The organism is Cellulomonas sp. KH9, assembly GCF_900114185.1.
Classification (GTDB): Bacteria; Actinomycetota; Actinomycetes; order Actinomycetales; family Cellulomonadaceae; genus Cellulomonas.
On the sequence record NZ_FOSE01000001.1, the window covers coordinates 1,098,014 to 1,123,297 of the forward strand.

The following is a 25,284-nucleotide window of genomic DNA, read 5'->3' on the forward strand; positions in this document are numbered from 1 at the left end:
CTCGACGATGCAGGTGCCCAGCACGTCATCCTCCCGGCAGGATCTGCAGCGCCTTGCCGAAGCCGGCGACGGGCCTGCCGGCGGCCACGAGCTCCCGCACCGCCTGCGTGGCCGAGAGCGAGTGCTCCGTCATGGCGCGCGCGATCGCCCCCGCCACCTGCGGGGCGGCGAACGAGCTGCCGGTCCACCGCGCCCAGGGGTCCCCGAGGAACTGCTGGGGTTCCGCGACGACGTCGGGGGACTGCCGCCCGGAGACGTACGTGGACACGAGGCCCTCGCCCACCGTCGAGACGTCGATCCAGTGGCCCCGGCTGGACCACAGGCTGGGGCGTAGCGCGGAGGTCAGGCCGGCGACCGACACGACCCGCCCGAACGCGGCCGGCCAGACGGGGGAGGTGCCGCCGCCGTTGCCGCCGGCGGCGACGATCACGCTCTCCCAGCCGCGCGTCGTCTCGATCTCGCGCACCACGTCGAGCGCAGCCGTCAAGGCGACGGGCGGCTCGTCGAAGTACGTCTCGGTCCCCAGGGAGAGGTTGACGACCTGGGCGTTCTCCCGCACCGCCCGGATCAGTGCGCACGCCACCTGGATGTCGGTCGCGGTCCCGCTGGTCGTCAGGGCCCGGTGGGCCGTGATCTCGGCTCCGGGCGCGACCTGGGCGATGATGCCGGCGACGAAGGTCCCGTGGCCCGCGGAGACGTCGAGGTAGCCGTCCGCGGGATCGGCGTCGAGGAGGTCGATGTTCGCGCCCGTCGGGGAACCGTCCGCGACGCGGGCGACGCCGGAGAGCCAACCGTCGCCGCGACGCGCCTCGGCGATCCCCGTGTCGATCACGGCGACACGGACGCCGTGGCCGAAGGAGGGGTCGACGGGCCCGTACTCGGCGAACGCGGCGAGGCCCGGCGCCGGCACGCCGGAGCATCCCTTCATGACGGGCGCGAGGGGCGTCACATAGCTGAAGGACACGGCGTGCCCCTGCGCGCGGAGGTCGCGGACGAACCGTGTGAGGCGCGCGGTCGCGTCCGCACCGTCCGTGCGGAGACGGACGACCCGGTCCTCCAGCTCCGCGCAGCCGACCTCGACGCGGGTGAGCCCGTCCCGCGCCGCCTCGTCCGCCACGTCGGGCCACGACGCCGCGCCCACGAGCACCTCGCCGCCGATGACCAAGGACTTCTCCTCGTCACCCGGCCCTCGCAGGACGTCGACGCGGCGGTCGGTGCGTGCCCAGCGACCGCGGACGCGCTCCCGGATCGTGTCGCCGCGGTCGCGGACGCCACGGTCGTCCGAGCGACGTGCGAGCTCGGCCGCCTGCCGTGCCACCACCCGTCGCAGCGCGGCATCCGGTGCGGAGCCGGGCACGGCAGCGCCGTAGTCCCGGCCGAACGGCCGCCCGAGGGACGCAGGGTCGGTCCGGTACACGCTCACTTGTCCTCCTGGGAACGGTGCGGTCGGCATACGATCGACGGATGGTGAGGGCGCGGTCCACGCACGGCGCGCCGCCACGGGACCGGTCGTACGGCGAGCAGGAGAGCCGAGCCGAGCTCCTGATACACCTCTGGGGCGTGGTGGACGCGCACCAGGCGGACCCGGCCCCCGTGGAGGTGCGCGCGCAGGCGGCGCTCGAGCGGGCACGACGGACGAGGGACAGCGAGCTCCGGGTCCTCGCGTTGCGGGCGCTCGCCTGGACGCACCGGGTGCGGCTCGAGACCGAGACCGCGCGTGCGCTCCTCGACGAGGCGGTCACGGTCGCGCGGCGCCGAGACCTCACGGGGGCGGAGGCCGCAGCGCGGGTCAGCCGCGCGTACGTCCGCCAGGAGCTCGGCGACCTGGCGGGGGCGCGCCGTGACCTCGACCGGGCCCTGCGTGCGTCGGCCGCGATGGGCCTGGCGCCCGACGAGCGGCAGGCGGTCGGCCGCGCCCGGCTCGCCCGCAGCGTGCTGGACCACAACGCCGGCCGGCTCGCCGCCGCCGAGCGGGGGTACCGGCAGGTGCTCGAGAGTCCTGGGCTCCAGACGGGGACCGCGGTCGTGGCAGGGAACAACCTGGCGATGGTCCTGGCGGAGCGCGCGGCGCACGCGGACGCGTTGCGGGCGGTGGAGCGGGCGGTGCGGCTCGCCCAGGGAGCCGGGCCGGCGATGCTGGCCCCGGCACTCCAGACCCGCGCGTGGATCAAGGTGCGTGCGGGCCGTCTGGCCTCCGGCATGCGGGACTTCGAGCAGGCGTCGAGCGTCTACTCGGAGGCGGGCATCCCGCTCGGTGAGTACTTCACGGAGTACGCGGACGCCATGACGGACCTGCGTCTGCTGCCCGAGGCGGTGGCCGCCGCCGCACGCGCCGAGGACGAGTTCGAGCGTCTGGGGCTGCCCCTGCTCGCGTTGGAGGCGGGCCTCCGGCGCGGCCGCGTGCTGCTGCTGTCCGGCGACCTCGAGGCCGCGGCACGCGTCGGCTCGTCGCTGCGTCGGGCGGCCGTCGGGCAGCGCCACGACCGCTGGCGCGACCACGCGCTGCTGGTCGAGCTCGAGGCGGCCCACCTCCTGGGCACGGCCGCACGCGGTCAGTCCGCCGAGGTGCGCAGGGCCGCGTCGCGCCTGGTCGCCGCGGGCGACGTCGCGGCGGCGGTCGGTGCGCACGTCCTGGCCGGCCGGCTGGCCGACGCGCACGGTGACGTCGGCCACGCGCTGGCGTCGTACGCGCAGGCCGCCCGGCTGGCCGCCGACGGCGCCCTGCCCGTGCGCATCAAGGGGCGGGTCGCGGCCGCACGCGCGGCGCAGCTCCGCGGGGACCACGACGACGCTGTCCGGCAGTGTGCGGCAGGCCTGCGGGACCTGGCGGCGCACCGCGAGAGCCTGCCGACGATGGAGCTGCGCGCGCTCGCGTCCGGACACGGCGCGGAGCTCGGCGCGATCGGGCTCGAGGTCCTGCGACGCACGAGCCGCCCGGGTGCCGTGCTCGCCTGGATGGAACGGACCCGCGGGCTCGCGCTGACCGCGCTGCCGCAGGTGGTGCCCGGCTCGCCGGCGGCGGGCGCCACCCCGACCGACGCCCACGACCGCGTGTCGCCGTCGAGCTGGCGCGACGACGCGCGAGTGCCCCGGGCCGGCGCAGGGCGGTGGAGCCTCGCCCGCCTGCGGACGGACCTGGACGGGAGGGTCCTCGTGGAGCTGGGCCGTTCCGGTGGCGACCTCGTCGCGGTGGTGGTCGACGGGTCGCGCGCCCGGACCGTCGATCTCGGGGCCGAGCGGGAGGTGGTCACGCACCTGCGGGCGCTGGTCTTCGCCCTGCGGCGACTCGCGAACCCTCGCGGCGCCGCGGCGGCGGCCGCCGCCCGGGCGAGCGCGGACCTCAGGCTCCACGCACTGGCGGCCGCGCTGGTCGAGCCCTTGCGGGTGGGTCCCGACGACGAGCTCGTCGTCGTCCCCGTGGGCGTGCTGCACGGGGTCCCGTGGTCGGCGCTGCACCCCGGCCCCGTGAGCCTGGCCCCGTCGGCGTCGCTGTGGCAGCGGACGATCGCCCGGGGGAGGGAGGCGGCGGACGGGCAGGCGCTCGTCGCGGGCCCCGACCTCGTCGGTGCCCGCGAGGAGGTCGACGCACTCCGGGGCATCTACCCCTCGGCACGGGTGCTGCACGCCGGTGACGCCACCCCCGAGGCCGTCGTCCGCGCGCTGGGTGGTGTCGACGTCGCGCACCTGGCGTGCCACGGCTCGTTGCGTACGGACAGCCCGATGTTCTCCTCGGTGTCCCTCGCGGACGGCCGGCTCACGGTGCAGGAGCTGCATGCCGCGGGGGTGGCACCACGGCGGCTGGTCCTGGCGTCCTGCCACTCCGGAGCGGACGTCGCGTACGCAGGGGACGAGGTCCTGGGATTCGTCAGCAGCCTGCTCGCGCGCGGGACGGCGGGGATCGTCGCCTCGATCGCCGCCGTGCCCGACGTCGAGGTCGTGGACCTCATGCTCGGGCTGCACCGCCGGCTGGCGGCGGGCGAGACGATGGCACGGGCGCTGCACGGCGCCCGTGGCGAGATCGACCGCGACACCCCGGCAGGGTTCGTCAACTGGTGCACGTTCGTCGCCCACGGTGCCGCGTGACGGATTTGGCTGCACGCCGGGCGTGCCGTAGTCTCGTGTGGCCCAAGACCGCCGGTCGTCGGTCCGCTCGTCGGACCGGCCGAAGCTCCGCGTGACGCGGGGGCCTGCGCAGGTGAGAGTTCAGATGCATGTGAGTGCCCGGCCGTGGCCTGAGAAGGTCCGTGCCGGATCGCCGTGCCTTCGAGCCCCGCGCCTGCGCGGGGCTCTTGTCGTCTCACGGCAGCCAGGAAGACGACCGGTGGCACCACCATCGGAAGGAATGCCATGGCGAGGCCGGACAAGGCTGCCGCTGTCGCGGAGCTGACGGAGCGCTTCCGCGGCTCGAACGCGGCCGTGCTGACCGAGTACCGCGGGCTCACCGTCGCGCAGCTCAAGACCCTGCGCAAGGCGCTCAGCGGCAACGCGAACTACGCCGTGGTGAAGAACACGCTGACCGCGATCGCGGCCAAGGAAGCCGGCCTCGAGGGCCTCGACGACGCGCTCGAGGGCCCGTCGGCGATCGCCTTCGTCACCGGTGACCCGGTCGAGGCGGCCAAGGGACTGCGTGACTTCGCCAAGGCGAACCCTGCACTGGTCATCAAGGCGGGCGTCGTCGACGGCCGCCCCGTGACCGCTGCGGACATCACCAAGCTCGCGGACCTCGAGTCCCGCGAGGTCCTGCTGGCCAAGGCGGCCGGCGCGATGAAGGCCAAGCTCTACCAGGCCGCGTACCTGTTCACGGCTCCTGCCTCGCAGGCCGTGCGCACCGTCGAGGCCCTGCGCGCGAAGCAGGAGTCCGACGCCGCAGCCTGAGCCCGACGCTCCGGCCGCACGCTCTCGTAGCAAGCCCCAGCACCTCCCGCCGTCCGAGACCGGACGGTGGGTCCGAACGGAAGGAACCGCCACCATGGCGAAGCTCACCACCGACGAGCTCATCGACGCGTTCAAGGAGCTCACGCTCATCGAGCTGTCGGACTTCGTGAAGGCCTTCGAGGAGACCTTCGAGGTCACCGCCGCTGCCCCCGCCGCCGTGGCCGTCGCCGCGCCGGCCGGCGGTGGCGCCGACGCCCCGGCCGAGGAGGAGAAGGACTCGTTCGACGTCGTCCTCGAGGCCGCCGGCGACAAGAAGATCCAGGTCATCAAGGAGGTGCGCACGCTCACGAGCCTCGGTCTGAAGGAGGCCAAGGACCTCGTCGACGGCGCGCCGAAGCCGGTCCTGGAGGGTGTCAACAAGGAGACGGCCGAGAAGGCCAAGGCTGCCCTCGAGGGCGCCGGCGCCACGATCACCCTCAAGTGATCTGAGCCGGCCCTCGGGCCGGCGGTGCACTCCCGAGGCCCGGTCCCCGTCAGGGGGCCGGGCCTCGTGCTGTCCGTGCGGGCGGCGGCCCGGTGCGGGGAGACCGGTCGCGCGACGCGGGTCCTGCGTTTCCCCCGCGGGGGAGGTTGTGCCACCATGGCACGCGGCGACGACGAGGTCGCCGGTGCGGGCGGTGCGGCCCGCAGCGGGCCTGCCCGTGGGTGTGCTTGACGGTGCCCATGAAGGCGCGTACGCTAGCGCTTTGCGCTGGCCTGTGCCCGCGATCTCAGATAGCCCGACTCCGGCCCCGACGTACGTGCGCGTCGTGACCTCGTGTTGTGGCCGGTGATCGCGCCTCGCCAGGCGGCGCAGCGTGCCACGATCCGCAGGGAAGGACCCCTCTTGGCTGCCTCGCGCATCCCTTCTGCACCGTCCGCCGACGCCGTCGCGAACCGCACCGCATCCCGCCGCATCTCCTTCGCCAAGATCCACGAGCCGCTCGAGGTCCCCGACCTGCTCGGTCTGCAGACCGAGAGCTTCGACTGGCTGCTGGGCAACGAGCGCTGGCAGGCCCGCGTGGCCGCCGCCCTCGAGGCCGGTCGCACCGACGTCCCGGAGACCGCGGGCCTCGAGGAGATCTTCGAGGAGATCTCGCCGATCGAGGACTTCGGCGGGACCATGTCGCTCTCCTTCCGCGAGCACCGCTTCGAGCCGCCGAAGTACACGGCCGAGGAGTGCAAGGAGAAGGACTTCACCTTCGCCGCGCCGCTGTTCGTCACCGCCGAGTTCGTCAACTACACGACCGGCGAGATCAAGTCGCAGACCGTGTTCATGGGTGACTTCCCCCTCATGACCGAGCGCGGCACCTTCATCATCAACGGCACCGAGCGCGTCGTCGTCTCGCAGCTCGTCCGCTCCCCGGGCGTCTACTTCGAGCGCACCGCGGACAAGACGTCCGACAAGGACGTCCTCACCGCCAAGGTCATCCCGAGCCGTGGCGCGTGGCTCGAGTTCGAGATCGACAAGCGCGACAACGTCGGCGTCCGCGTCGACCGCAAGCGCAAGCAGAACGCGACCGTGCTGCTCAAGGCGCTCGGCATGACGGAGTCCGAGATCCGCGAGGAGTTCGCCGAGTACCCGGCGGTCATCGACACCCTCGAGAAGGACCACGTCCAGACCCAGGACGAGGCCCTGCTCGACCTGTACCGCAAGATCCGCCCGGGCGAGCCGCCGACGGTCGAGGCCGGCCGCGCGCTGCTCGAGAACTTCTACTTCAACCCCAAGCGCTACGACCTGGCGAAGGTCGGCCGCTACAAGGTGAACAAGAAGCTCGGCCAGGACGCCCCGCTGTCCGACTCGGTGCTGACGCTGTCCGACGTCGTCGCGACGATCAAGTACCTCGCGGCGCTCCACATCGACAAGGCCACGCTGCCCGGCACGCGCGGTGGCGAGCAGGTGGAGATCCGCGTCGAGACCGACGACATCGACCACTTCGGCAACCGTCGCATCCGCGCGGTCGGCGAGCTCATCCAGAACCAGGTCCGCACGGGCCTGTCCCGGATGGAGCGCGTCGTGCGCGAGCGCATGACGACGCAGGACGTCGAGGCCATCACGCCGCAGACGCTGATCAACATCCGCCCCGTCGTCGCCTCCATCAAGGAGTTCTTCGGGACGAGCCAGCTGTCGCAGTTCATGGACCAGAACAACCCGCTCGCGGGCCTGACGCACAAGCGGCGTCTGTCGGCCCTCGGCCCGGGTGGTCTGTCCCGCGACCGCGCCGGCATGGAGGTCCGCGACGTCCACACCTCGCACTACGGCCGCATGTGCCCGATCGAGACCCCTGAGGGCCCGAACATCGGCCTCATCGGCTCGCTCGCGACCTACGGGCGGATCAACCCGTTCGGCTTCGTCGAGACGCCGTACCGCCGCGTCGTCGACGGCAAGGTCACGGACGAGGTCGACTACCTCACCGCGGACGACGAGGACCGGCACATCATCGCCCAGGCGAACGCGCCGCTGAACGGCGACGGCTCGTTCGTCGAGGACGCCGTCCTCGTGCGCACCAAGGGCGGCGAGCCCGACCTGGTGCCCGGTGCGAACGTCGACTACATGGACGTCTCCCCGCGCCAGATGGTGTCGGTCGCGACGGCCCTGATCCCGTTCCTCGAGCACGACGACGCCAACCGCGCGCTCATGGGCGCCAACATGCAGCGTCAGGCCGTGCCGCTGGTCCGCTCCGAGGCGCCGCTGGTCGGCACCGGCATGGAGCGGCGTGCGGCGGTCGACGCCGGCGACGTCGTCGTGGCGACCAAGCCCGGTGTCGTCACCGAGGTCTCCGCCGACCTGGTCGTCGTCGCCAACGACGACGCGACCACGTCGACGTACCGCATCGCCAAGTTCCGCCGCTCCAACCAGGGCACCTGCTACAACCAGCGCGTGCTGGTCGAGCACGGCGCCCGTGTCGAGCCCGGCTCCGTGCTGGCCGACGGCCCGGCGACGGACGAGGGCGAGCTCGCGCTCGGACGCAACCTGCTGGTCGCGTTCATGTCGTGGGAGGGCCACAACTACGAGGACGCGATCATCCTGTCGCAGCGCCTCGTGCAGGACGACGTGCTGTCCTCGATCCACATCGAGGAGCACGAGGTCGACGCGCGCGACACCAAGCTGGGCCCCGAGGAGATCACGCGGGACATCCCGAACGTCTCCGAGGAGGTCCTGGGCGACCTCGACGAGCGCGGCATCATCCGCATCGGCGCCGAGGTCGCGGCGGGCGACATCCTCGTCGGCAAGGTCACGCCCAAGGGCGAGACCGAGCTGACCCCGGAGGAGCGCCTGCTGCGTGCGATCTTCGGCGAGAAGGCCCGCGAGGTCCGCGACACGTCGCTCAAGGTGCCCCACGGCGAGTCCGGCACGGTCATCGAGGTCCGCACGTTCAGCCGCGACGACGGCGACGAGCTGCCCGCCGGTGTCAACGAGCTGGTCCGCGTGTACATCGCCCAGCGCCGCAAGATCACGGACGGCGACAAGCTCGCCGGCCGTCACGGCAACAAGGGCGTCATCTCGAAGATCCTGCCCGTCGAGGACATGCCGTTCCTCGAGGACGGCACGGCGGTCGACGTCGTGCTCAACCCGCTCGGCGTCCCCGGGCGCATGAACGTGGGGCAGGTGCTCGAGACGCACCTGGGCTGGATCGCCAAGCAGGGCTGGGACATCGAGCTGGCCGAGGGCGACCTGAAGTGGAAGGACGGCGTCCCGGCCATCGCGCACCGCTCCGAGCCCGGCACCCCCGTCGCGACCCCCGTCTTCGACGGCGTGCCCGAGCAGACCCTCACCGGCCTGCTCGGCTCCACGACGCTGAACCGTGACGGCGAGCGCATGGTCAAGGGCGACGGCAAGGCGCGGCTGTTCGACGGCCGCTCCGGTGAGCCGTTCCCCGAGCCGGTGTCCGTCGGCTACATGTACATCCTCAAGCTGCACCACCTCGTGGACGACAAGATCCACGCCCGGTCGACCGGCCCGTACTCGATGATCACGCAGCAGCCGCTGGGTGGTAAGGCGCAGTTCGGTGGCCAGCGGTTCGGCGAGATGGAGGTGTGGGCCCTGGAGGCGTACGGCGCCGCCTACACGCTGCAGGAGCTCCTCACCATCAAGTCGGACGACGTCCCCGGCCGCGTGAAGGTCTACGAGGCGATCGTCAAGGGCGAGAACATCCCGGACTCCGGCATCCCGGAGTCGTTCAAGGTCCTGCTCAAGGAGATGCAGTCGCTCTGCCTGAACGTCGAGGTGCTGTCCTCGGACGGCGTGTCCATCGACATGAAGGAGAACGACGACGAGGTCTACCGCGCCGCGGAAGAGCTCGGCATCGACCTGTCGCGGCGCCCGAACGCCAGCAGCGTCGAAGAGATCTGACGTCGAGCCCCGGTCCGGTGCCACGCACGTGACGCCGGACCGGGTGCCCGCACCCCTCAGCACGATTTCCGTTCCGCTGGTTCACGAAACCGGCAAGCGAAGGAAGTAGGACCCCCTTGCTCGACGTCAACGTCTTCGACGAGCTGCGCATCGGCCTGGCCACGGCCGACGACATCCGTGCCTGGTCGCACGGCGAGGTGAAGAAGCCCGAGACCATCAACTACCGGACCCTCAAGCCGGAGAAGGACGGGCTCTTCTGCGAGAAGATCTTCGGTCCCACCCGGGACTGGGAGTGCTACTGCGGCAAGTACAAGCGCGTGCGCTTCAAGGGCATCATCTGCGAGCGCTGCGGCGTCGAGGTGACGCGCTCGAAGGTGCGCCGTGAGCGCATGGGCCACATCGAGCTGGCCGCCCCGGTCACGCACATCTGGTTCTTCAAGGGTGTGCCCAGCCGGCTCGGCTACCTGCTCGACCTGGCGCCGAAGGACCTGGAGAAGGTCATCTACTTCGCGGCCTACATGATCACGTGGGTCGACGTGGACGGCCGCCAGGAGGACCTCCCCAACCTCCAGAACGAGATCGACCTGGAGAAGAAGGAGATCTCGGACCGCCGCGACAACGACATCAACGCCCGCGCCCAGAAGCTCGAGGCCGACCTGGCCGAGCTCGAGGCCGAGGGTGCCAAGGCCGACGCGCGCCGCAAGGTGCGTGACTCCGCCGAGCGCGAGATGGCGCAGATCCGCAAGCGTGCGGACGCCGAGCTCGACCGGCTCGAGCAGGTCTGGGACCGCTTCAAGAACCTCAAGGTCGCCGACCTCGAGGGTGACGAGATGCTGTACCGCGCTCTGCAGGACCGGTACGGCAACTACTTCGAGGGCTCGATGGGCGCCTCGGCGATCCAGAAGCGCCTCGAGGCGTTCGACCTGGTCGCGGAGGCCGAGTCGCTGCGCGAGACCATCCGCAGCGGCAAGGGCCAGCGCAAGACCCGCGCCCTCAAGCGGCTCAAGGTCGTCAACGCGTTCCTCACGACGAACAACTCGCCGACGGGCATGGTCCTCGACGCGGTCCCGGTCATCCCGCCGGACCTGCGCCCGATGGTCCAGCTCGACGGTGGCCGCTTCGCCACGTCGGACCTCAACGACCTCTACCGCCGCGTCATCAACCGGAACAACCGCCTCAAGCGGCTCCTGGACCTGGGCGCGCCGGAGATCATCGTCAACAACGAGAAGCGGATGCTCCAGGAGGCCGTGGACTCGCTGTTCGACAACGGCCGCCGCGGTCGTCCCGTCACGGGCCCCGGCAACCGCCCGCTGAAGTCGATCTCCGACATGCTCAAGGGCAAGCAGGGCCGGTTCCGCCAGAACCTGCTCGGCAAGCGCGTCGACTACTCGGGCCGTTCGGTCATCGTCGTCGGCCCGCAGCTGAAGCTGCACCAGTGCGGTCTGCCCAAGCAGATGGCGCTCGAGCTGTTCAAGCCGTTCGTGATGAAGCGCCTGGTGGACCTCAACCACGCGCAGAACATCAAGTCGGCCAAGCGCATGGTCGAGCGCGCGCGCCCGGTCGTGTGGGACGTGCTCGAGGAGGTCATCACCGAGCACCCGGTGCTGCTGAACCGTGCGCCCACGCTGCACCGTCTGGGCATCCAGGCGTTCGAGCCCCAGCTGGTCGAGGGCAAGGCGATCCACCTGCACCCGCTCGTCTGCGCCGCGTTCAACGCGGACTTCGACGGTGACCAGATGGCCGTCCACCTGCCCCTGAGCGCCGAGGCGCAGGCCGAGGCCCGCATCCTCATGCTCTCGAGCAACAACATCCTCAAGCCGTCCGACGGCCGGCCCGTGACCATGCCCTCGCAGGACATGATCATCGGCCTGTTCCACCTGACGTCGGACAAGGAGGACGCGCTGGGCGCGGGCCGGGCGTTCAGCTCGGTGGCCGAGGCGATCATGGCGTTCGACCAGGGGAGCCTCGACCTCAACGCGGTCGTGAAGATCCGGTTCGACGACCTGGTCCTCGACGAGGAGCACGCGCCGGAGGGCTGGGAGACCGGTCAGCCGCTGCTGTTCGAGACGACGCTGGGCCGCGCGCTGTTCAACGAGCTGCTGCCGGTCGACTACCCGTACGAGAACGGTGTGGTCGACAAGAAGCGCCTCTCGGCGATCGTCAACGACCTCGCCGAGCGGTACCCGAAGGTCGAGGTCGCGGCCTCGCTCGACGCGCTGAAGGAGGCCGGCTTCCGCTGGGCCACCCGCTCGGGCGTCACGATCGCGATCTCCGACGTCGCCACCCCGGCGGTCAAGCAGGAGATCCTCGACGAGCACGAGGCGCGTGCGGCGAAGGTGCAGGGCCAGTACGACAAGGGCCTGATCACCGACGACGAGCGTCGCCAGGAGCTCATCGAGATCTGGACGAACGCCACCGACAAGGTCGCCAAGGCGATGCAGGCCAACTTCCCGGCCCGCAACACGGTGTTCCGGATGGTCGGCTCGGGTGCACGAGGCAACTGGATGCAGGTCCGCCAGATCGCGGGCATGCGTGGTCTGGTGGCCAACCCGAAGGGCGAGATCATCCCGCGCCCGATCAAGGCGAACTACCGCGAGGGCCTGTCCGTCCTCGAGTACTTCATCGCGACGCACGGTGCCCGCAAGGGTCTGGCGGACACCGCTCTGCGGACCGCCGACTCGGGCTACCTCACGCGTCGTCTGGTGGACGTCTCGCAGGACGTCATCGTCCGCGAGGAGGACTGCGGCACCGAGCGCGGCCTGACCATGCCGATCGGCGTGGCGGCGGCGGACGGCACGCTGCGTCGTCACGACAAGGTCGAGACGTCCGTGTACTCGCGGACGCTCGCGACCGACATCGAGGTGGAGGGCGAGATCATCGGCCACGCCGGTGACGACGTCGGCGACGTCCTGCTGGACCGTCTGCTCGAGACCGGTGTCACCGAGCTCAAGATCCGTTCGGTGCTCACCTGCGAGTCCCGCGTCGGCACGTGCGCCAAGTGCTACGGCCGGTCGCTGGCCACCGGCAAGCTCGTCGACATCGGCGAGGCCGTCGGCATCATCGCGGCCCAGTCGATCGGTGAGCCCGGCACCCAGCTGACGATGCGGACGTTCCACACCGGTGGTGTGGCCTCGGCCGACGACATCACGCAGGGTCTGCCGCGTGTCCAGGAGCTCTTCGAGGCCCGCACCCCCAAGGGTGAGGCGCACATCGCGGAGTTCTCGGGCCGGATCACCATCGAGGAGACCGACCGGGCGCGTGCACTCGTGCTCACCCCGGACGACGGCTCGGAGGAGATCCGCTACGCGATCACCAAGCGGTCGCGCCTGCTGGTGCAGGACGGCGACCACGTCTCGGTGGGCACGCAGCTGGTCCAGGGTGCGGTCGACCCCAAGAAGGTCCTGCGCATCCTCGGCCCGCGCGCCACGCAGAAGCACCTGGTGGACGAGGTCCAGGAGGTCTACCGCTCCCAGGGCGTGGACATCCACGACAAGCACATCGAGGTCATCGTGCGGCAGATGCTGCGGCGCGTGACGGTGCTCGACTCCGGTGAGACGGGCCTGCTGCCCGGCGAGCTGGCCGAGCGCGGTCGCTTCGAGGACTTCAACCGGCGGGCTGTCGCCGAGGGTGGTCAGCCGGCCTCGGGTCGTCCGGAGCTCATGGGCATCACGAAGGCGTCGCTCGCGACCGACTCGTGGCTGTCCGCGGCGTCCTTCCAGGAGACGACCAAGGTCCTCACCGAGGCCGCGATGTCGAGCCGGTCCGACCCGCTGCTGGGTCTGAAGGAGAACGTCATCCTCGGCAAGCTCATCCCCGCCGGCACCGGGCTTCCCCGGTACCGGAACGTGGCGGTGGAGGCGACCGAGGAGGCGAAGGCCGAGCTGTACCCGGCCTTCGGCTACGACGAGATCGACTTCCCGGCGCTGGGCCTCGGCTCCGGCGACGCGATCCCGCTCGAGGACATCGACTTCGGCGACTACCGCTGACGTCGTCCTCGTCGTCCGTCCCCGAGGGGCCCGTCGGTTCGTCCGACGGGCCCCTCGGGCGTCCCGTGCCCGCCCCGACGGCGTTCCGGCGTGGCTGTGATCGGCACCTTTGACGCCCCGTTCCGCGCCGGGTAACGTAGGACACCGTGCCCGCGCCGTCGGGCCCTTGCGCGTGCACTCGGTCGACCGCCCCTTTCCGGGGTGGGGACGAGAGGCACCGGGTGGCTCCCCACCTCCCACCGGAACGGTCCCTCAGGGACGGTCGCCGGGTAGAGGACCGGGGCGACACGCCCGGGCGCGGGGGTCGGTGCGGGAGGAAAGACCTCCGGGGTAGTCGCGCGACGGGCGACGATCCGGGACGAGCCGGCCGTCCTGGGTGACGGGTGCCGGTCAGACCAGAGAACACCGACAGACGGAGACGTAGTGCCTACGATCCAGCAGCTGGTCCGCAAGGGCCGGCAGGCGAAGACGAACAAGTCGAAGACGCCTGCCCTGAAGGGCTCCCCCCAGCGACGCGGTGTCTGCACCCGCGTCTACACGACCACCCCGAAGAAGCCGAACTCCGCGCTCCGCAAGGTCGCGCGTGTCCGCCTCTCCTCGGGCATCGAGGTCACCGCGTACATCCCCGGCGTCGGCCACAACCTGCAGGAGCACTCCATCGTGCTCGTCCGCGGCGGTCGAGTGAAGGACCTGCCCGGTGTCCGTTACAAGATCGTGCGTGGCGCGCTCGACACGCAGGGCGTGAAGAACCGCAAGCAGGCACGCAGCCGCTACGGCGCGAAGAAGGGCTGAGACAGATGCCTCGCAAGGGTCCCGCTCCGAAGCGGCCGCTGATCGTCGACCCCGTCTACGGTTCGCCGGTGGTCACGCAGCTCATCAACAAGGTTCTCCTGGACGGCAAGAAGACCGTCGCGGAGTCCATCGTCTACGGCGCGCTCGAGGGCGTCCGTGAGAAGACGCAGTCCGACCCGGTCGTCGTGCTCAAGCGCGCGCTGGACAACGTGCGTCCGTCCATCGAGGTCAAGTCCCGCCGCGTCGGTGGTGCGACCTACCAGGTGCCGATCGAGGTCCGTCCGGTGCGTGCCACCACGCTCGCGCTGCGCTGGCTGACGGACTTCTCGCGTGCTCGTCGCGAGAAGACCATGACCGAGCGCCTCATGAACGAGATCCTCGACGCCTCCAACGGCCTGGGTGCCGCGGTGAAGCGTCGCGAGGACATGCACAAGATGGCCGAGTCCAACCGGGCGTTCGCGCACTACCGCTGGTGATCCCGGCCGCCGCCGTGGGCCGGCCCTGCTCGACAGGGACGGCCCGCGGCGGCGCGGACGGCACCGACCTCAAGCCAACCGACAAGGGGCTATCACGTGGCACTGGACGTGCTCACGGACCTCACGAAGGTCCGCAACATCGGCATCATGGCCCACATCGATGCCGGCAAGACGACGACCACCGAGCGGATCCTGTTCTACACGGGGGTCAACTACAAGATCGGTGAGACGCACGACGGCGCCTCGACGATGGACTGGATGGAGCAGGAGCAGGAGCGCGGCATCACCATCACGTCGGCCGCGACGACCTGCTACTGGAAGAACAACCAGATCAACATCATCGACACGCCCGGCCACGTCGACTTCACGGTCGAGGTCGAGCGCTCGCTGCGCGTCCTCGACGGCGCCGTCGCGGTGTTCGACGGCAAGGAGGGCGTGGAGCCCCAGTCGGAGACCGTCTGGCGTCAGGCCGACAAGTACGACGTCCCGCGCATCTGCTTCGTCAACAAGATGGACAAGCTCGGTGCGGACTTCTACTTCACGGTGAAGACGATCGTCGAGCGCCTCAAGGCCAAGCCGCTGGTCATCCAGCTGCCGATCGGCTCCGAGAACGACTTCATCGGTGTCGTGGACCTGGTCGAGATGCGTGCCCTCGTGTGGCGCGGCGAGACCGCCCTCGGCGAGAAGTACGAGATCGAGGACATCCCCGCCGATCTGCAGGAGAAGGCCGAGCAGTACCGGGCCGAGCTCATCGAGGCCGTCGCGGAGACCAGCGAGGACCTGCTCGAGAAGTACCTCGGTGGCGAGGAGCTCACGGTCGAGGAGATCAAGGCCGGCATCCGCCAGCTCACGATCACCTCCGAGGCCTACCCGGTGCTGTGCGGCTCGGCGTTCAAGAACAAGGGCGTGCAGCCCATGCTCGACGCCGTCATCGACTACCTCCCCACGCCCCTGGACGTCCCGGCCGTCGCCGGCCACGACGTCAAGGACGAGGAGATCGTCGTCGAGCGTCACCCGGACGCGACGGAGCCGTTCGCGGCCCTCGCGTTCAAGGTCGCCGCGCACCCGTTCTTCGGCAAGCTGACCTACGTCCGGGTGTACTCGGGCCGGGTCGAGCAGGGCGCCCAGGTGCTCAACTCGACCAAGGGGAAGAAGGAGCGCATCGGGAAGCTCTTCCAGATGCACTCCAACAAGGAGAACCCCGTCCCCGAGGCGCAGGCCGGGCACATCTACGCGTTCATCGGTCTGAAGGACGTCACCACCGGTGACACCCTGTGCGACCCGAGCGCGCCGGTGATCCTCGAGTCCATGACCTTCCCGGAGCCCGTCATCGACGTGGCGATCGAGCCCAAGACGAAGGGTGACCAGGAGAAGCTCTCCACGGCCATCCAGAAGCTCGCCGAGGAGGACCCGACCTTCCGCGTCCGCCTGGACGAGGAGACCGGCCAGACCGTCATCGGCGGCATGGGCGAGCTCCACCTCGACATCCTCGTCGACCGCATGCGTCGCGAGTTCAAGGTCGAGGCCAACGTCGGCAAGCCGCAGGTCGCGTACCGCGAGACCATCCGCCGTGCGGTCGAGAAGATCGACTACACGCACAAGAAGCAGACCGGTGGCTCGGGCCAGTACGCGAAGGTCCAGATGACCTTCCAGCCGCTGGACCCCGCCGAGGGCGAGCTGTACGAGTTCGAGAACAAGGTCACCGGTGGTCGCATCCCGCGGGAGTACATCCCGTCGGTCGACGCAGGCATCCAGAGCGCGATGCAGCTGGGCGTCCTCGCGGGCTACCCGCTGGTGGGCGTCAAGGCGATCCTGCTCGACGGTGCGGCGCACGACGTCGACTCCTCGGAGATGGCGTTCAAGATCGCCGGCTCGATGATCCTCAAGGAGGCGGTGCGCAAGGCGGACCCGGCCCTCCTCGAGCCGATCATGGCCGTCGAGGTGCGGACGCCCGAGGAGTACATGGGCGACGTCATCGGCGACATCAACTCCCGTCGCGGCATGATCCAGTCGATGGAGGACGCGACCGGCGTCAAGGTCGTCCGCGCCCAGGTGCCGCTCTCGGAGATGTTCGGGTACGTCGGGGACCTGCGGTCCAAGACCCAGGGCCGTGCCGTGTACTCGATGCAGTTCGACAGCTACGCCGAGGTTCCTCGGAACGTTGCCGAAGAGATCATCAAGAAGACCCGGGGCGAGTAGTCCCACAGGTCGAACCCTGCAGTTCCAGCTACACATCCGACCCGTAGGACCGCACGTCGAGCAGGTACCGTCAGGTGGCTGCCGTCGGGCAATCTCTACCAAGTCCTGAGGAGGACACCCAGTGGGCAAGGCGAAGTTCGAGCGGACGAAGCCGCACGTCAACATCGGGACCATCGGTCACGTCGACCACGGCAAGACGACGCTGACCGCCGCGATCTCGAAGGTGCTGCACGACAAGTACCCGGAGCTCAACCCCTTCACGCCGTTCGACGAGATCGACAAGGCGCCGGAGGAGAAGCAGCGCGGTATCACCATCAACATCGCGCACGTCGAGTACCAGACCGAGAAGCGTCACTACGCGCACGTCGACGCCCCCGGTCACGCCGACTACATCAAGAACATGATCACGGGTGCGGCGCAGATGGACGGCGCCATCCTCGTGGTCGCGGCGACCGACGGCCCGATGGCCCAGACGCGTGAGCACGTGCTGCTCGCCCGCCAGGTCGGCGTTCCGTACCTGCTCGTGGCGCTGAACAAGGCCGACATGGTCGACGACGAGGAGATCCTCGAGCTCGTCGAGATGGAGGTCCGCGAGCTGCTGTCGTCGCAGGAGTTCGACGGCGACAACGCGCCGGTCGTGCGCGTCTCCGGCCTCAAGGCGCTCGAGGGCGACCCGCAGTGGGTCAAGTCCGTCGAGGACCTGCTGGACGCTGTCGACGAGAACGTCCCGGACCCGGTCCGCGAGATCGACAAGCCGTTCCTCATGCCGATCGAGGACGTCTTCACGATCACCGGTCGTGGCACGGTCGTCACCGGTCGCGTCGAGCGCGGTCAGCTCAAGGTGAACGAGGAGGTGGAGATCGTCGGCATCAAGGAGAAGGCGATCAAGACCACCGTCACCGGCGTCGAGATGTTCCGCAAGCTGCTCGACTACGCCGAGGCCGGCGAGAACGTCGGTCTGCTCCTGCGCGGCACGAAGCGCGAGGAGGTCGAGCGCGGCCAGGTCGTCGTCAAGCCCGGCTCGATCACGCCGCACACCGAGTTCGAGGGCCAGGTCTACATCCTGTCCAAGGACGAGGGTGGGCGTCACAACCCGTTCTACGGGAACTACCGTCCCCAGTTCTACTTCCGGACGACGGACGTCACCGGTGTCATCACGCTGCCCGAGGGCACCGAGATGGTCATGCCCGGCGACAACACGGAGATCTCCGTCACGCTGATCCAGCCCATCGCCATGGAGGAGGGCCTCGGCTTCGCCATCCGCGAGGGTGGCCGCACCGTCGGCTCGGGCCGGGTCACGAAGATCATCAAGTGATCATCGCCCCCCGGGGCTGATCCACCACGCAGGGCCCGGGAGCACCGCTCCCGGGCCCTGCGTCGTCCCCGCCGGTGTCCCGCACGGGCTGCGCCGCCGGCGGCGGTCGTGCGGCACGTGAGCAGGCCCGGTGGGGAGCGAACGAGCTCCGCCGACGCCCCCGCGGGCCCCTGACCTCGGGGGTTGGCCTTTCCGGCCCCGGTCTGGCAGACTGTCGGGGTTGCCCGCCGGGGTGTGCGTTCTCGCGCGCCTGTCGGCCGGGCGAACAGACGTGGCGAACGCTCGGACCTCGGGGTGACCCGGTGGGGAGCGGTCGACAACCACGGCCCCTGTCCCGGAGACGGTACGCAGCGCAGAGGCGTGTCGCGCAAGGCGACACGCCCGAGTGCGGGGGTCGGACAGGACCGGTTTTTCGAGAGAGAGAAGTAGACGACGCCATGGCGGGACAGAAGATCCGCATCCGGCTCAAGTCCTACGACCACGAGGTCATCGACAGCTCGGCGCGCAAGATCGTCGACACGGTGACTCGCGCTGGTGCGTCGGTCGTGGGTCCGGTGCCGCTGCCGACGGAGAAGAACGTCTTCTGCGTCATCCGGTCGCCCCACAAGTACAAGGACAGCCGCGAGCACTTCGAGATGCGAACGCACAAGCGGCTCATCGACATCATCGACCCCACGCCGAAGGCCGTCGACTCGCTCATGCGACTCGACCTGCCTGCGGACGTGAACATCGAGATCAAGCTCTGATCGCTGGGAAGGGACTGATCTTCATGGCTACCCAGCAGAACGCGCGCCCCGTCACGGCGCTGCTCGGCACCAAGCTCGGCATGACCCAGGTGTGGGACGAGGCAGGCCGCCTCGTGCCCGTCACGGTCCTCGCCGTGGGTACGAACGTCGTGACGCAGGTCCGCTCCGCTGAGAGCGACGGCTACACCGCGGTGCAGCTGGCCTACGGCCAGATCGACCCGCGCAAGGTCACCAAGCCGCTCAAGGGCCACTTCGAGAAGGCGGGGGTCACCCCCCGTCGGCACGTGGCCGAGATCCGCACGTCGAACGCGGCCGAGTACACCCTCGGCCAGGAGATCACCGCGGCGGCCTTCGAGGCCGGCCAGGTGGTCGACGTGACCGGTACGACCAAGGGCAAGGGCACCGCCGGTGTGATGAAGCGTCACGGCTTCTCCGGCGTCGGCGCCTCCCACGGTGCGCACCGCAACCACCGCAAGCCCGGCTCGATCGGTGGGGCATCGACCCCGTCGCGCGTCTTCAAGGGCCTGCGCATGGCCGGTCGTATGGGCGTGGACCGCCAGACGACCCAGAACCTGACCGTGCACGCGATCGACGTCGAGAGGGGTCTGCTGCTCGTCAAGGGCGCGGTTCCCGGCCCCAAGGGCGGCGTCGTGGTCGTGCGTTCCGCTGCGAAGGGTGCGTGACCTCGATGAGCGACACGCTGACCGTCGACGTCCTCGACGAGAAGGGCAAGAAGGCCGGTACGGCCGACCTGCCCGGTGACGTCTTCGACGTCACGACGAACGTCCCGCTGATCCACCAGGTCGTCGTCGCCCAGCTCGCTGCCGCGCGCCAGGGCACCCACGACACCAAGAGCCGCGGCGAGGTCCGCGGTGGTGGCAAGAAGCCGTACAAGCAGAAGGGCACCGGCCGCGCCCGTCAGGGCTCGACCCGTGCGCCGCAGTTCGCGGGCGGTGGCGTCGTCCACGGCCCGACCCCTCGCGACTACTCGCAGCGGACCCCGAAGAAGATGAAGGCCGCGGCGCTCCGCGGTGCTCTCTCGGACCGCGCGCGTGCCGGCCGCGTCCACGTCGTCACGGGCTTCGCCCCGGGCGAGGTCCCGTCGACCAAGTCCGCTCTCGCGGTCCTCGACAACCTCTCCGGTCGCAAGAACGTGCTCGTGGTCGTCGAGCGCCAGGACGAGATCACCTGGAAGTCGCTGCGGAACGTCGAGCGGGTCCACCTGCTCGTCGCCGACCAGCTCAACACCTACGACGTCCTCATCTCGGACGACGTGGTCTTCACGCAGGGTGCGCTCGACGCGTTCCTCGCGGGCCCGGTCAAGGGCGCGAAGGCCGTGGCGACCGAGGCCGAGGCCAACGAGGAGACGAAGTGACCGCCGCCGGCAAGGACCCGCGCGACATCCTGATCGCGCCGGTCGTCTCGGAGAAGAGCTACGGCCTGCTGGACGAGGGGAAGTACACCTTCCTCGTCGACCCGCGTGCCAACAAGACCGAGATCAAGATCGCCGTCGAGCAGGTCTTCGGCGTCAAGGTCGAGTCGGTCAACACCGCGAACCGTCAGGGCAAGGCCCGCCGGACCCGCTTCGGCATCGGCCGCCGCAAGAACACGAAGCGTGCGATCGTCACCCTCCGCGAGGGCTCGATCGACATCTTCGGCGGACCGGTCGGCTGACCGAGAGCGATAGAGGACGAACTCCCATGGGAATCCGTAAGTACAAGCCGACGACGCCTGGCCGCCGTGGCTCGAGCGTTGCCGACTTCGTCGAGATCACGCGCTCGCAGCCCGAGAAGTCGCTCGTCCGCCCGCTGCACAAGACGGGTGGGCGCAACTCGACGGGTCGCGTCACGACGCGCCACCAGGGTGGCGGTCACAAGCGTGCCTACCGCGTGATCGACTTCCGTCGTCACGACAAGGACGGCGTGCCGGCCAAGGTCGCGCACATCGAGTACGACCCGAACCGCACCGCGCGCATCGCGCTGCTGCACTACGCGGACGGCGAGAAGCGGTACATCCTCGCCCCCAACAAGGTGTCGCAGGGTGACATGCTCGAGGCCGGCGCGGGTGCCGACATCAAGCCCGGCAACAACCTGCCGCTGCGCAACATCCCGACCGGTACGGTCATCCACGCCATCGAGCTCAAGCCCGGTGGCGGCGCGAAGATCGCCCGTTCGGCTGGTGCGTCCGTGCAGCTCGTCGCCAAGGACGGCCCGTACGCGCAGCTGCGCATGCCGTCCGGTGAGATCCGCAACGTCGACCTGCGCTGCCGCGCCACGGTCGGCGAGGTGGGCAACGCCGAGCAGTCGAACATCAACTGGGGCAAGGCCGGCCGCATGCGCTGGAAGGGCAAGCGCCCGACCGTCCGTGGTGTCGCCATGAACCCGATCGACCACCCGCACGGTGGTGGTGAGGGCAAGACCTCCGGTGGCCGCCACCCGGTGAGCCCGTGGGGTCAGCCCGAGGGCCGCACCCGTCGTCCGAACAAGCCGAGCGACAAGCTCATCGTGCGCCGTCGGCGCACCGGCAAGAAGCGCTGATAGGAGCCCGAGAGAATGCCTCGCAGCCTCAAGAAGGGCCCGTTCGTCGACGGCCACCTCCAGAAGAAGGTCGACGCTCAGAACGAGGCCGGCACGAAGAACGTCATCAAGACGTGGTCTCGTCGTTCGATGATCACGCCGGACTTCCTCGGCCACACTTTCGCGGTGCACGACGGCCGCAAGCACACCCCGGTGTTCGTGACGGAGTCGATGGTCGGGCACAAGCTCGGCGAGTTCGCCCCCACGCGGACGTTCCGCGGCCACGAGAAGGACGACCGGAAGGGTCGTCGCCGCTGACCCCCGGGTCAGCCTGGTGACGCCCTGACGGCAGAGACAAGAGAGCAGGACAGCGATGGAAGCCAAGGCGAAGGCGCGGTTCGTCCGCGTCACGCCCCAGAAGGCCCGCCGCGTCGTGGACCTCATCCGTGGCAAGCAGGCGGCCGAGGCCGTGGCGGTGCTGAAGTTCGCGCCGCAGGCCGCGGCAGAGCCCGTCCTCAAGACGGTGCAGTCCGCGGTCGCGAATGCGGTCGAGGGGGCCAAGCGGAACAGCGAGCGGCTCGACGAGGCAGACCTCTTCATCTCGGAGGTCTTCGTCGACGAGGGCCCGACGCTCAAGCGTTTCCGTCCGCGCGCGCAGGGTCGCGCCGGCCGGATCAACAAGCGCACGAGCCACATCACGGTCGTCGTCTCGCAGCGCGAGAAGGCGACGTCCACCAAGGGAGGGACCCGCTAGTGGGACAGAAGGTCAACCCGCTCGGGTACCGCCTCGGCATCACGACCGACCACCGGTCGCGGTGGTTCGCGGACTCGACGAAGCCGGGCCAGCGGTACCGCGACTACGTGCGCGAGGACGTGCAGATCCGCAAGCTCATGAGCACGGGTCTCGAGCGCGCCGGTATCGCCAAGGTCGAGATCGAGCGCACCCGTGACCGTGTGCGCGTCGACATCCACACCGCCCGCCCGGGCATCGTCATCGGGCGTCGTGGTGCGGAGGCCGACCGCATCCGTGGCGAGCTCGAGAAGCTCACGGGCAAGCAGGTCCAGCTGAACATCCTCGAGGTCAAGAACGCCGAGATCGAGGCTCAGCTGGTCGCCCAGGGCATCGCCGAGCAGCTGGCGAGCCGCGTCTCGTTCCGCCGCGCCATGCGCAAGGGCATCCAGTCGGCCCAGCGTGCGGGTGCCAAGGGCATCCGCGTGCAGGTCTCCGGTCGCCTCGGCGGCGCGGAGATGAGCCGTACGGAGTTCTACCGCGAGGGTCGTGTGCCGCTGCACACGCTGCGCGCGAACATCGACTACGGCTTCTTCGAGGCCCGCACGACCTTCGGGCGCATCGGCGTCAAGGTCTGGGTCTACAAGGGTGACGTCACGGAGAAGGAGTGGGCCCGCGAGCAGGCTTCGCAGGCTCCGCGTCCCTCGCGTGGCGGCCCGCGCGGCGACCGTGGTGACCGTGGTCCCCGCGGTGGCGGTCGTCGTCCCGAGCGTCAGGACGCTCCTGCCGCCCCGGCCGCCGAGCAGGCGCCCGCGGAGCAGGCTGCGCCCACCGAGTCCGGAACGGAGGCCTGAGCCGTGCTGATCCCGCGCAGGCTGAAGCACCGCAAGCAGCACCACCCGAAGCGCTCCGGCGCTGCCACGGGTGGCACCACGATCTCGTTCGGTGAGTACGGCATCCAGGCTCTCGAGCCCGCCTACGTCACGAACCGGCAGATCGAGGCTGCACGTATCGCGATGACCCGCCACATCAAGCGTGGTGGGAAGGTCTGGATCAACATCTACCCGGACCGTCCCCTCACCAAGAAGCCCGCCGAGACCCGCATGGGTTCCGGCAAGGGCTCGCCGGAGTGGTGGATCTCCAACGTCAAGCCGGGTCGAGTGATGTTCGAGCTCGCCGGCGTCCCGGAGCCGCTCGCGCGTGAGGCCATGCGCCGCGCGCAGCACAAGCTCCCGATGAAGACACGTTTCATCGTGCGCGAGGGTGGTAACTGATGGCTATCGGAACCAAGGAGCTGGCTCCCAGCGAGCTGGACACCTTCGACGACGAGAAGCTGGTCGCCGAGCTGAAGAAGGCCAAGGAGGAGCTGTTCAACCTCCGCTTCCAGTCCGCGACCGGTCAGCTCGAGAGCCACGGGCGTCTCAAGGCCGTCCGTCGCGACATCGCGCGCATCTACACGATCCTGCGCGAGCGCGAGCTCGGCATCCGTACCGCCCCGAGCGCGGAGTGAGGCAGCAATGACCACGAAGCACGAGCACACCACGGCCACGGCGGACCACCGCGCGTACCGCAAGACGCGCCGCGGCTACGTCGTGTCCGACAAGATGGACAAGACCGTCGTCGTCGAGGTCGAGGACCGCGTCAAGCACCCGCTGTACGGCAAGGTCATCCGCCGCACCAGCAAGGTGAAGGTCCACGACGAGCTGAACGCCGCCGGCGTCGGCGACCTGGTCGAGATCATGGAGACCCGGCCGCTGTCCGCCACCAAGCGGTGGCGGCTCCTCGACGTCGTCGAGAAGGCCAAGTAACCCTGCCGCGGCCGCGAGGCCACGAGCAGCACAGCACCACGACAGTTGCCCACGACGCGGGCGGGTCTCCCGCCCGCGGCGTGTGCACCACGGCAACCATCCGGATGGCCAGGCTCGCCGCCATCGCGTGAGCGAGAACCCGCCAGACGACAGGAGTAGCTAGATGATCCAGCAGGAGTCGCGACTGCGTGTCGCCGACAACACGGGTGCCAAGGAGATCCTCTGCATCCGTGTGCTCGGCGGCTCCGGCCGTCGCTACGCCGGTATCGGCGACGTCATCGTCGCCACCGTGAAGGATGCGATCCCCGGTGGCAACGTCAAGAAGGGCGACGTCGTCAAGGCCGTCATCGTCCGTACCCGCAAGGAGCGTCGGCGTCCCGACGGCTCTTACATCAAGTTCGACGAGAACGCGGCCGTGATCCTCAAGAACGACGGTGAGCCTCGTGGCACGCGCATCTTCGGCCCCGTGGGCCGTGAGCTGCGTGACAAGAAGTTCATGAAGATCATCTCGCTCGCTCCGGAGGTGATCTGACCATGGCCAAGATCAAGAAGGGCGACCTCGTCGTCGTCATCTCGGGCCGCGACAAGGGCCAGCAGGGGCGCGTCCTCGAGGTCCTCCCCGAGACGCAGCGCGTCGTCGTCGAGGGCGTCCAGCGTGTGCAGAAGCACACGAAGGCCGGCCAGACCTCGCGCGGCACCCGCACCGGTGGCATCGAGACGATCGAGGCCCCCATCCACATCAGCAACGTGATGCTGGTGGACCCGGAGACCAAGAAGGGCACCCGGGTCGGCTACCGCACCGAGCAGGTCGAGCGCGACGGACGCACGCGCACCGTGCGTGTCCGCGTCGCCAAGCGCTCCGGTAAGGACATCTGATGACCGAGACCACCATCGAGGCCCCGGCCCTGCCGCGCCTCAAGACGCGCTACAACGACGAGATCCGTTCGGCGCTGTTCGAGCAGTTCGGCCACGAGAACATCAACCAGGTCGCGCGGCTGGTCAAGGTCGTCGTCAACATGGGCGTCGGTGAGGCCGCGAAGGACTCCAAGCTCATCGAGGGCGCGATCCGCGACCTGACCCAGATCACGGGCCAGAAGCCGCAGGTCACCAAGGCGCGCAAGTCCATCGCGCAGTTCAAGCTGCGTGAGGGCATGCCGATCGGCGCGCACGTCACGCTGCGCGGCGACCGTGCCTGGGAGTTCCTCGACCGCCTGCTGTCGACCGCGCTGCCGCGCATCCGCGACTTCCGCGGCCTGTCGCCGCAGCAGTTCGACGGGCACGGGAACTACACGTTCGGCCTCGTGGAGCAGTCCGTGTTCCACGAGATCGACCAGGACAAGATCGACCGTGTGCGCGGCATGGACATCACGATCGTGACCACCGCGACCACGGACGACGAGGGCCGCGCGCTCCTCAAGCTCCTCGGCTTCCCGTTCAAGGAGAACTGA

24 protein-coding genes are annotated in these 25,284 nt (G+C 69.8%); 23 read left to right on the forward strand and 1 reads right to left on the reverse strand.

Going from position 1 to position 25,284, the window contains the following annotated elements:
- Positions 1-25 precede the first annotated feature (25 nt).
- Positions 26-1,423, reverse strand: a complete 1,398-nt coding sequence (locus BMZ16_RS04995; protein WP_177199591.1) for a S8 family peptidase — start codon at positions 1,421-1,423, stop codon at positions 26-28.
- Between the two features lie 41 nt (positions 1,424-1,464).
- On the opposite strand from BMZ16_RS04995, the gene BMZ16_RS05000 reads away from it, so the two are divergent.
- The 23 genes from BMZ16_RS05000 to rplE all read left to right on the forward strand — a co-directional run bounded on the left by BMZ16_RS05000 (position 1,465) and on the right by rplE (position 25,284).
- Complete coding sequence (locus BMZ16_RS05000) at positions 1,465-4,083, forward strand: CHAT domain-containing protein (protein ID WP_143082758.1); 2,619 nt, start codon at positions 1,465-1,467, stop codon at positions 4,081-4,083.
- 264 nt (positions 4,084-4,347) lie between these two features.
- Positions 4,348-4,875 (forward strand): 50S ribosomal protein L10, encoded by a 528-nt coding sequence (rplJ, locus tag BMZ16_RS05005; protein WP_089798420.1) that lies wholly within the window; start codon positions 4,348-4,350, stop codon positions 4,873-4,875.
- A 94-nt stretch (positions 4,876-4,969) separates the two neighbouring features.
- Entirely contained in the window at positions 4,970-5,359 is a 390-nt protein-coding gene (gene rplL, locus BMZ16_RS05010) for a 50S ribosomal protein L7/L12 (protein WP_089798421.1), read from the forward strand.
- Positions 5,360-5,761: 402 nt separating this feature from the next.
- On the forward strand, positions 5,762-9,268 hold the full coding sequence (rpoB, locus tag BMZ16_RS05015; protein ID WP_089798422.1) for a DNA-directed RNA polymerase subunit beta: 3,507 nt from the start codon (positions 5,762-5,764) through the stop codon (positions 9,266-9,268).
- Between the two features lie 116 nt (positions 9,269-9,384).
- Complete coding sequence (locus BMZ16_RS05020; protein ID WP_089798423.1) at positions 9,385-13,254, forward strand: DNA-directed RNA polymerase subunit beta'; 3,870 nt, start codon at positions 9,385-9,387, stop codon at positions 13,252-13,254.
- A gap of 423 nt (positions 13,255-13,677) precedes the next feature.
- Positions 13,678-14,046 (forward strand): 30S ribosomal protein S12, encoded by a 369-nt coding sequence (gene rpsL / locus BMZ16_RS05025; RefSeq protein ID WP_013117883.1) that lies wholly within the window; start codon positions 13,678-13,680, stop codon positions 14,044-14,046.
- Between the two features lie 5 nt (positions 14,047-14,051).
- Positions 14,052-14,522 (forward strand): 30S ribosomal protein S7, encoded by a 471-nt coding sequence (gene rpsG, locus BMZ16_RS05030; protein ID WP_089798424.1) that lies wholly within the window; start codon positions 14,052-14,054, stop codon positions 14,520-14,522.
- Between the two features lie 96 nt (positions 14,523-14,618).
- Positions 14,619-16,721 (forward strand): elongation factor G, encoded by a 2,103-nt coding sequence (gene fusA / locus BMZ16_RS05035; RefSeq protein WP_089798425.1) that lies wholly within the window; start codon positions 14,619-14,621, stop codon positions 16,719-16,721.
- A gap of 121 nt (positions 16,722-16,842) precedes the next feature.
- The gene (gene tuf, locus BMZ16_RS05040; RefSeq protein WP_089798426.1) at positions 16,843-18,036 is read left to right on the forward strand and encodes an elongation factor Tu; all 1,194 of its coding nucleotides are present in this window, start codon (positions 16,843-16,845) and stop codon (positions 18,034-18,036) included.
- Between the two features lie 437 nt (positions 18,037-18,473).
- On the forward strand, positions 18,474-18,782 hold the full coding sequence (rpsJ, locus tag BMZ16_RS05045) for a 30S ribosomal protein S10 (RefSeq protein WP_013117879.1): 309 nt from the start codon (positions 18,474-18,476) through the stop codon (positions 18,780-18,782).
- 23 nt (positions 18,783-18,805) lie between these two features.
- Complete coding sequence (gene rplC, locus BMZ16_RS05050; protein ID WP_089798427.1) at positions 18,806-19,465, forward strand: 50S ribosomal protein L3; 660 nt, start codon at positions 18,806-18,808, stop codon at positions 19,463-19,465.
- A gap of 5 nt (positions 19,466-19,470) precedes the next feature.
- Positions 19,471-20,157, forward strand: coding sequence for a 50S ribosomal protein L4 (gene rplD, locus BMZ16_RS05055; protein ID WP_089798747.1), 687 nt, complete (start codon positions 19,471-19,473; stop codon positions 20,155-20,157).
- Complete coding sequence (gene rplW / locus BMZ16_RS05060) at positions 20,154-20,456, forward strand: 50S ribosomal protein L23 (RefSeq protein ID WP_089798428.1); 303 nt, start codon at positions 20,154-20,156, stop codon at positions 20,454-20,456. The genes rplD and rplW overlap by 4 nt, the downstream gene beginning before the upstream one ends.
- 26 nt (positions 20,457-20,482) lie before the next feature.
- Positions 20,483-21,319: a 50S ribosomal protein L2 gene (gene rplB, locus BMZ16_RS05065; protein WP_089798429.1), complete on the forward strand. Its 837-nt coding sequence runs from the start codon at positions 20,483-20,485 to the stop codon at positions 21,317-21,319.
- A 15-nt stretch (positions 21,320-21,334) separates the two neighbouring features.
- Complete coding sequence (gene rpsS / locus BMZ16_RS05070; RefSeq protein WP_013117874.1) at positions 21,335-21,616, forward strand: 30S ribosomal protein S19; 282 nt, start codon at positions 21,335-21,337, stop codon at positions 21,614-21,616.
- Positions 21,617-21,671: 55 nt separating this feature from the next.
- Positions 21,672-22,052, forward strand: coding sequence for a 50S ribosomal protein L22 (gene rplV / locus BMZ16_RS05075; RefSeq protein ID WP_089798430.1), 381 nt, complete (start codon positions 21,672-21,674; stop codon positions 22,050-22,052).
- Complete coding sequence (gene rpsC / locus BMZ16_RS05080; RefSeq protein WP_089798431.1) at positions 22,052-22,882, forward strand: 30S ribosomal protein S3; 831 nt, start codon at positions 22,052-22,054, stop codon at positions 22,880-22,882. The genes rplV and rpsC overlap by 1 nt, the downstream gene beginning before the upstream one ends.
- Before the next feature lie 3 nt (positions 22,883-22,885).
- Complete coding sequence (gene rplP, locus BMZ16_RS05085) at positions 22,886-23,302, forward strand: 50S ribosomal protein L16 (protein WP_089798432.1); 417 nt, start codon at positions 22,886-22,888, stop codon at positions 23,300-23,302.
- The gene (gene rpmC / locus BMZ16_RS05090) at positions 23,302-23,538 is read left to right on the forward strand and encodes a 50S ribosomal protein L29 (protein WP_089798433.1); all 237 of its coding nucleotides are present in this window, start codon (positions 23,302-23,304) and stop codon (positions 23,536-23,538) included. Before rplP ends, rpmC begins: the two co-directional genes overlap by 1 nt.
- Positions 23,539-23,545: 7 nt before the next feature.
- Positions 23,546-23,836: a 30S ribosomal protein S17 gene (gene rpsQ / locus BMZ16_RS05095; protein WP_089798434.1), complete on the forward strand. Its 291-nt coding sequence runs from the start codon at positions 23,546-23,548 to the stop codon at positions 23,834-23,836.
- A 163-nt stretch (positions 23,837-23,999) separates the two neighbouring features.
- Positions 24,000-24,368 carry a 50S ribosomal protein L14 gene (gene rplN / locus BMZ16_RS05100; protein ID WP_013117868.1) on the forward strand — a complete coding sequence of 123 codons (369 nt, stop codon included), beginning with the start codon at positions 24,000-24,002 and terminating at the stop codon, positions 24,366-24,368.
- 2 nt (positions 24,369-24,370) lie between these two features.
- The gene (gene rplX / locus BMZ16_RS05105) at positions 24,371-24,712 is read left to right on the forward strand and encodes a 50S ribosomal protein L24 (RefSeq protein ID WP_013117867.1); all 342 of its coding nucleotides are present in this window, start codon (positions 24,371-24,373) and stop codon (positions 24,710-24,712) included.
- A complete protein-coding gene (gene rplE / locus BMZ16_RS05110) occupies positions 24,712-25,284 on the forward strand; it encodes a 50S ribosomal protein L5 (RefSeq protein WP_089798435.1) in 573 nt (190 codons plus the stop codon). The genes rplX and rplE overlap by 1 nt, the downstream gene beginning before the upstream one ends.

Bases quoted from the DNA above. Each gene is read 5' to 3' on its own strand.
- rplD (WP_089798747.1), top strand. From the start codon at position 19,471: ATGAGCGACACGCTGACCGTCGACGTCCTCGACGAGAAGGGCAAGAAG.
- rplV (WP_089798430.1), top strand. From the start codon at position 21,672: ATGGAAGCCAAGGCGAAGGCGCGGTTCGTCCGCGTCACGCCCCAGAAG.
- rpsG (WP_089798424.1), top strand. From the start codon at position 14,052: ATGCCTCGCAAGGGTCCCGCTCCGAAGCGGCCGCTGATCGTCGACCCC.
- rplX (WP_013117867.1), top strand. From the start codon at position 24,371: ATGGCCAAGATCAAGAAGGGCGACCTCGTCGTCGTCATCTCGGGCCGC.
- BMZ16_RS05000 (WP_143082758.1), top strand. From the start codon at position 1,465: ATGGTGAGGGCGCGGTCCACGCACGGCGCGCCGCCACGGGACCGGTCG.
- rpsQ (WP_089798434.1), top strand. From the start codon at position 23,546: ATGACCACGAAGCACGAGCACACCACGGCCACGGCGGACCACCGCGCG.
- rplB (WP_089798429.1), top strand. From the start codon at position 20,483: ATGGGAATCCGTAAGTACAAGCCGACGACGCCTGGCCGCCGTGGCTCG.
- rplC (WP_089798427.1), top strand. From the start codon at position 18,806: ATGGCTACCCAGCAGAACGCGCGCCCCGTCACGGCGCTGCTCGGCACC.
- rpsJ (WP_013117879.1), top strand. From the start codon at position 18,474: ATGGCGGGACAGAAGATCCGCATCCGGCTCAAGTCCTACGACCACGAG.
- rplL (WP_089798421.1), top strand. From the start codon at position 4,970: ATGGCGAAGCTCACCACCGACGAGCTCATCGACGCGTTCAAGGAGCTC.
- rplJ (WP_089798420.1), top strand. From the start codon at position 4,348: ATGGCGAGGCCGGACAAGGCTGCCGCTGTCGCGGAGCTGACGGAGCGC.
- rplE (WP_089798435.1), top strand. From the start codon at position 24,712: ATGACCGAGACCACCATCGAGGCCCCGGCCCTGCCGCGCCTCAAGACG.
- rpsS (WP_013117874.1), top strand. From the start codon at position 21,335: ATGCCTCGCAGCCTCAAGAAGGGCCCGTTCGTCGACGGCCACCTCCAG.
- rpmC (WP_089798433.1), top strand. From the start codon at position 23,302: ATGGCTATCGGAACCAAGGAGCTGGCTCCCAGCGAGCTGGACACCTTC.
- rplN (WP_013117868.1), top strand. From the start codon at position 24,000: ATGATCCAGCAGGAGTCGCGACTGCGTGTCGCCGACAACACGGGTGCC.